A 5,954-nucleotide genomic window follows, 5' to 3' on the forward strand; every position below is an offset into this window, starting at 1 on the left:
ACCAGCGTGCTGGAGGGGATGAACAATAAAATCAAGGTGATCAAGCGGATGGCGTACGGCTACCGGGATAACGACTACTTCTTCCTGAAAATCAAAGCCGCTTTTCCCGGTAAAGTGCGATGAACCAAAAAAAAGCCCGGCAACGCCGGGCTTCTCTTTGACACCAGAGTGCCAATTAACGCTTGGAGTACTGAGGACGCTTACGCGCTTTCCGCAGACCCACTTTCTTACGCTCGACGCTACGGGCATCACGAGTCACGTAACCCGCCTGACGCAGAGTCGGACGCAGCGTTTCGTCATAGTCCATCAGTGCACGGGTCAGACCGTGACGGATCGCGCCGGCCTGTCCACTGGTGCCACCGCCTTCGACGGTGATCTTGATGTCAAAACGCTCCAGAGATTCGGTCAGGGCCAGCGGCTGACGCACGATCATCTGCAGGGTCTTACGACCGAAGAACTGCTCGATGGTGCGATTGTTGATGGTGATGTTACCGCTACCCGGCTTGATAAATACGCGCGCCGTAGAAGTTTTGCGGCGACCAGTACCGTAATTTTGTGCTACAGACATATTCGCCTTCCGTTAGATGTCGAGTTCTTTGGGCTGCTGGGCTGCGTGCGGATGCTCAGCGCCGGCATAGATTTTCAGCTTCTTGAACATGGCGCGACCCAGCGGGCCCTTCGGCAGCATGCCCTTGACGGAATGCGCAATCACCTGTTCAGGCGCTTTGTCGATCAGCTTCTCGAAGTTGATCTCACGAATACCACCCGGGAATCCCGTGTGATGATAATACATTTTTGCACCGGCCTTCTTGCCTGTGACACGCACCTGCTCTGCGTTGATCACAACAATGTAGTCACCCGTGTCGACGTGGGGCGTGTATTCCGGCTTATGCTTGCCCCGCAGACGAAGGGCGATTTCGGTTGACAGACGACCCAGCGTCTTGCCGGCTGCGTCTACAACGTACCAGTCACGCTTAACGCTTTCTGGTTTCGCACTCAGAGTCTTCATTGATTCCGCCTTTGTAACGCGTATAACGAACGTTAAAGGCCACCGCTAACCAGCGCACATCACGCTCAACGGAGACCTTCGACCTAATAATATTGCCGGCGTTGCATCATTCGGGGCTGAGATGAATACATCGCCTTGAAAAGCCAGGGCGCGCAGTATATAGAAATCGACCTCCCGTGCCAAGCCCTTGTGGCTTTTTTGCTCACGACCAGGCCGTGGCGTAAAGCGTTTCCACGTTCGCCAGTAGCTGCTCACGTATCTGCGCTTCCGGCTCCGACCTCAACTCACATAATGCCTTGAATACAAAAGGCAGGTACGTTGGCCGATTATCGCCCTTACGCACGCCATCGGGGGGCATATCCGGCGCGTCGGTCTCCAGCACCAGCCGCTCCAGCGGCACTTCGGCCACCGCCCGCCGGGTTTTACGCGCCCGCGAGTAAGTGATTACCCCGCCAACCCCCAGGTAACAGCCCATATCCGTGAGCGCCCGGGCCTGCTCCGGACTGCCGGAAAAGCCATGCACCAGGACCGGTGCCACCAAGCGGCGCCGCCGCAGGACGGCCGCCACCTCATCGTGAGTGCGCACCGAGTGAATCACCAGCGGCAGCGCCAACTCAACAGCCAGATCGACCTGCGCCTCAAACCAGGGCCTTTGCGTCGCCAGATCCCCATGCAGCCGGTCCAGCCCGCACTCTCCCAGCGCCACACAATCGGCCGGCCGGCTGGAGAGGATCGATTTCAACCGTTCCAGATCGGCGTCGGTGTGCCCGTCTACGAACCAGGGATGAATACCCAGGCAGTAGCGCATGGACGCATCGCTGGCTGCCACCGCCTGGACCCGTGACCAGGTCGCCGCCTCCACGCCAGGGATCACCAGCCCGCCGCCCTGATGGGCGTGAAAATCCTGCAGGATCTGCTCTCGCTCCCCGTCGAAACAGGGAAAGTCAAAGTGGCAATGGGCATCCACCAGCATGAGGCGTTCCTTCTGCGGGCGTCAGTGCTCCCGCGTCTTGTTGAAGCGGATATCCGGGTGACGCTCCTGCGCCAGCTGCAGGTTGACCATCGTTGGCGCGATATAGGCCAGACGGTCGCTGCCATCAAGCGCCAGGTTGTCGTACGCCTTGCGCTCGAACTCTTCCAGCTTGCGCTCGTCATCGCAGGTCACCCAGCGAGCGGTGGCGACATTGATCGGCTCGTAGACCGCTTCAACCTTGTACTCACTCTTGAGGCGAGCCACCACAACATCAAACTGCAGCACACCCACCGCACCGACGATCAAATCGTTGTTTTTCATCGGACGGAAGACCTGCACGGCCCCCTCTTCCGAGAGCTGGATCAGGCCTTTCTGCAGCTGCTTTGCCTTTAGTGGATCCTTCAGACGGATACGGCGGAACAGCTCCGGCGCGAAGTTGGGAATGCCGGTGAACTTCATGTCCTCGCCAGTGGTAAAGGTATCGCCCAACTGGATGGTGCCGTGGTTGTGCAAGCCAATGATGTCCCCGGCAAATGCCTCGTCGGCGTGCTCACGGTCGCCGGCCATGAAGGTCAGCGCATCAGCTACGCGTACGTCTTTGCCGATACGGACGTGGCGGGTTTTCATGCCCTGGCTGTAGCGACCGGATACAATGCGAAGGAAGGCCACGCGGTCCCGGTGCTGGGGATCCATGTTCGCCTGGATCTTGAACACGAAACCAGAGAACCCGTCTTCAGCGGGCTCCACGGTGCGGGTGTCGGTTGCACGCCCCTGCGGTGCCGGCGCCCATTCCACCAGACCGTCGAGCATGTGGTCGACGCCGAAGTTGCCCAACGCTGTACCGAAGAAAACCGGCGTCAGTTCACCACGCAGGAACGCATCCTGATCGAACTCATGGGACGCCCCTTTCACCAGCTCAATTTCGTCCCGCAGATCCTGGGCGTAGGCGCCGATCGCCTCATCCAGTTCCGGGTTGTCAAGACCGCTGATGATGCGGCGCTCCTGGATCATATGCCCCTGGCCGCTCTGGTAGAGGATGACCTCATCGCGCAACAGGTGGTAAACGCCCTTGAAGCTCTTGCCCATGCCGATTGGCCAGGTGATGGGCGCACACGCGATTTTCAGGACATCTTCCACCTCGTCCATCAACTCGATGGGATCACGGGTATCGCGGTCCAGCTTGTTCATGAAGGTCAGGATCGGGGTATCCCGCAGCCGTGTGACCTCCATCAGCTTGATGGTCCGTTCCTCAACACCCTTGGCGCTGTCGATCACCATCAGACACGCATCCACCGCCGTCAGGGTCCGATAGGTATCTTCGGAAAAATCTTCGTGGCCCGGCGTGTCCAGCAGGTTGACCAGCTTGTCCGCATAGGGAAACTGCATGACAGAGGTCGTTACGGAGATCCCCCGCTCCTTCTCCATCTCCATCCAGTCGGACTTGGCATGCTGGCCGGATTTCTTGCCCTTGACGGTGCCGGCGGTTTGCAGGGCCTTGCCGAACAGCAGGACTTTCTCGGTGATGGTGGTCTTACCGGCGTCCGGATGCGAGATGATCGCAAACGTCCGCCGCTTGGCGATTTCCGCGGAAAGCGAAGTCATAGTGTAAATAGCCTGAATTGACGCAAATGGACTGGAAAGCCCGACATTATAAATTCTGAACAGCCCGGACGCGAACCCGGACTACTCCTTACAGATACCGACTCTCTTCGAGCGTGACCAGGCGCTGGGGATGGAACACCATCAGGCTCGCCACCACCACACCGTTAACGAAGGCTTCCGGAATCACAAACAGCGGCATGTAGCGCAGGTACTCGGTGTAGAGGGTATGCCAGTCGTAGACTCCGGCGAGACCAAGAATGGCCACCATGACCGTACCGGAGACCGCAGCGGCGATCGCCGCTCCGAAGTAACCACAGAAAAACAGGTAGGCAAAAAACAGACGAAAACCGCATCGCCGCTCCCAGAGCACGATGCCGTAGGTCACGACAACCGGGAGAATGACGGTGACCACACCATCAAGCCCAATCGCGGACCAGGGTTCGCGACCGATCAAAGCCATGATAAGCAAAGCGACAACGCCACCCAGCATCGCAAAAGCCCACCCCACGGCCAGTGTCACCGCCGTGAGCCCCAGTACATGAATGCTCAGACCCGGCGACAATCCCGCTCGCACGCACCAAAGCAGAACCAGCAGGATCACGCTCGCGAAGACGGTATGCTGATAGAGTCGCTCGACGGCCAGCTGCGCCCAATCGGCTGACCAGAGCGCAAACACCACCACGCCCAGCAGGACCCCATCCATCAGCCATAGCCAACCTGCGCCAAGCAGTTCCGGCGTCAGCCCCATTCAGCCGGCTCCCGGCCCTTCCAGAGCGAGAACCAGGGCATCTTCCCGGGCTGGCGATGCCGGATAGTACCCCGGCCGCTCACCAATCTGGACGAATCCCTCCGTTTTGTAGAGGCCAATAGCAACGTCATTGGAACGCCGGACTTCCAGCAACACCCGGCACATTTTCTCTCGAAAGGACTCGCCAATCAGGTGTCGAAGTAACAGGCGTCCGGCTCCTGAGCCCCGCCACTGAGAGCCGACACACAGGTTGAGGAGATGGGCTTCGTCAAAGAGATAGGCAACGACAGCATAGCCCTGCAGGGTGTCCTCATCGGCCAAACCCCAAAGCCGATAGTCCGGCCGGAAGCAATCGCGAAAGAGCGCCTCACTCCAGGGATGGGAGTAGCCGGTCAACTCAATCGAAAGGATATCGGGAATGTCTGCGGGATCGAGCGGCCTGACCCGGCGAGTGGCGGAAGCCACATCCTGATAGGATTGCCGCGGCCCCATTAGCGCGCTCCAATCACACGGTCCTGCAGCCGATGCCATAGGCTACGCTTTTTCTCGTGGTCTCCAGCCAATGCCGCAAGCGTATCGGGCGCCTCCACTACGGCTTCAGACAAGGCCGCCATAAGAGCCTGGTGCTGCTCTGGCTGCCCGCTCAGCGAGCCCAAACAAACGACTTTCCGCTGCCCGACCTGCTCTGCCAGGGAGTGCAGGATCATTCGCAGATCCCGGTCGGCGCTCTTCAAAACGCGCGGGTTGTTGAAGACAGGCCAAACCAGTCGCTTTTGCTGTATCTGGGTATCACCGATCGCACGCAGGATATTGGCCGCCAGTTTGGCCTGGAGCTCTTCGCTGACGTCTGCCGACACGGGGCTGACGAGAGCAAACTGATCGCCCCACCAGATCCCCATATCCACACTGACACCTGCGAGTATCCGTGAGGCCTCATCCACCTCGAGCTCAGACACCAGGCTACTCTCGACGACAGATTCATGGGTGGATGCGTCCGGCTCGGGCCCTGCCTTGCTCGTTGCCTCGTCGGTTGCGGGCTTCGCTGGTGGGGTCGCCGAATCACCGCTTTTTGCCCCCCCGTCGATGCTCTGAAGCAACTCCTTGACGCTTTTACCAGGTGGAAGCGGCGCCTCCTCTGGGCGATCACGAGTGGGGACAGAAAGACCGCCCTGAGCGTCGGAAGCACTCTTGCCCCCCGCCGTTTCCGGTTCGGTAAAGTCGAAGTCCGGACTGGGTGCGGCTCCTGGCAACGGGACACGCGCATACCAGAGCTGAACGCCCATGCGGGAGAGGTAGTACTGGCGCTCGGCTTCAGTGGTGGTCATGGGGCGTTACGGCGTTTTCCGGCTGCAGATTTCAGAGGCACGGGTGTGTGCTGGATCTGGAGAGTATACGTGATTCGGGGCGATGTGTTGATGGTTGGGTTTGAGTGGACCGGGCCTGTGGTGGCCGTGAGTGGCCGCCCGCAGGTCGGCGCCGCAGGTCACTTTTGTATGGCCAATAAAAAACCCCAACACGTTACCGTGCTGGGGTTTCGGATTTAGGAGCCTGACGATGACCTACTCTCGCATGGGCAGATGCCACACTACCATCGGCGCTGGTTCGTTTCACTACTGAGTTCG

8 protein-coding genes are annotated in these 5,954 nt (G+C 59.4%); 1 reads left to right on the forward strand and 7 read right to left on the reverse strand.

The features are described from left to right. Positions 1-123: transposase (locus tag EB809_RS20695; RefSeq protein WP_148079180.1), on the forward strand; the 123-nt coding region annotated here is incomplete at its 5' end. A gap of 52 nt (positions 124-175) precedes the next feature. Here the strand turns inward: EB809_RS20695 and rpsI are convergent. The 7 genes from rpsI to EB809_RS20730 form a co-directional block, all read right to left on the reverse strand. Next, a complete protein-coding gene (gene rpsI, locus EB809_RS20700; RefSeq protein ID WP_123636755.1) occupies positions 176-568 on the reverse strand; it encodes a 30S ribosomal protein S9 in 393 nt (130 codons plus the stop codon). A gap of 12 nt (positions 569-580) precedes the next feature. Then, on the reverse strand, positions 581-1,009 hold the full coding sequence (gene rplM, locus EB809_RS20705) for a 50S ribosomal protein L13 (protein WP_123636756.1): 429 nt from the start codon (positions 1,007-1,009) through the stop codon (positions 581-583). 202 nt (positions 1,010-1,211) lie between these two features. Beyond that, entirely contained in the window at positions 1,212-1,982 is a 771-nt protein-coding gene (locus tag EB809_RS20710) for a TatD family hydrolase (RefSeq protein WP_123636757.1), read from the reverse strand. Positions 1,983-2,003: 21 nt separating this feature from the next. Beyond that, a complete protein-coding gene (gene prfC, locus EB809_RS20715) occupies positions 2,004-3,584 on the reverse strand; it encodes a peptide chain release factor 3 (RefSeq protein ID WP_123636758.1) in 1,581 nt (526 codons plus the stop codon). Positions 3,585-3,672: 88 nt separating this feature from the next. Next, positions 3,673-4,332, reverse strand: coding sequence for an energy-coupling factor ABC transporter permease (locus tag EB809_RS20720; protein ID WP_123636759.1), 660 nt, complete (start codon positions 4,330-4,332; stop codon positions 3,673-3,675). After that, positions 4,333-4,824, reverse strand: a complete 492-nt coding sequence (gene rimI, locus EB809_RS20725) for a ribosomal protein S18-alanine N-acetyltransferase (protein WP_123636760.1) — start codon at positions 4,822-4,824, stop codon at positions 4,333-4,335. It abuts the gene before it with no gap. Beyond that, a complete protein-coding gene (locus EB809_RS20730; RefSeq protein ID WP_123636761.1) occupies positions 4,824-5,657 on the reverse strand; it encodes a hypothetical protein in 834 nt (277 codons plus the stop codon). The genes rimI and EB809_RS20730 overlap by 1 nt, the downstream gene beginning before the upstream one ends. Positions 5,658-5,954: the final 297 nt, after the last annotated feature.

The organism is Marinobacter sp. R17 (genome assembly GCF_003789045.1).
Taxonomy (GTDB): Bacteria; Pseudomonadota; Gammaproteobacteria; order Pseudomonadales; family Oleiphilaceae; genus Marinobacter_A; species Marinobacter_A mangrovi.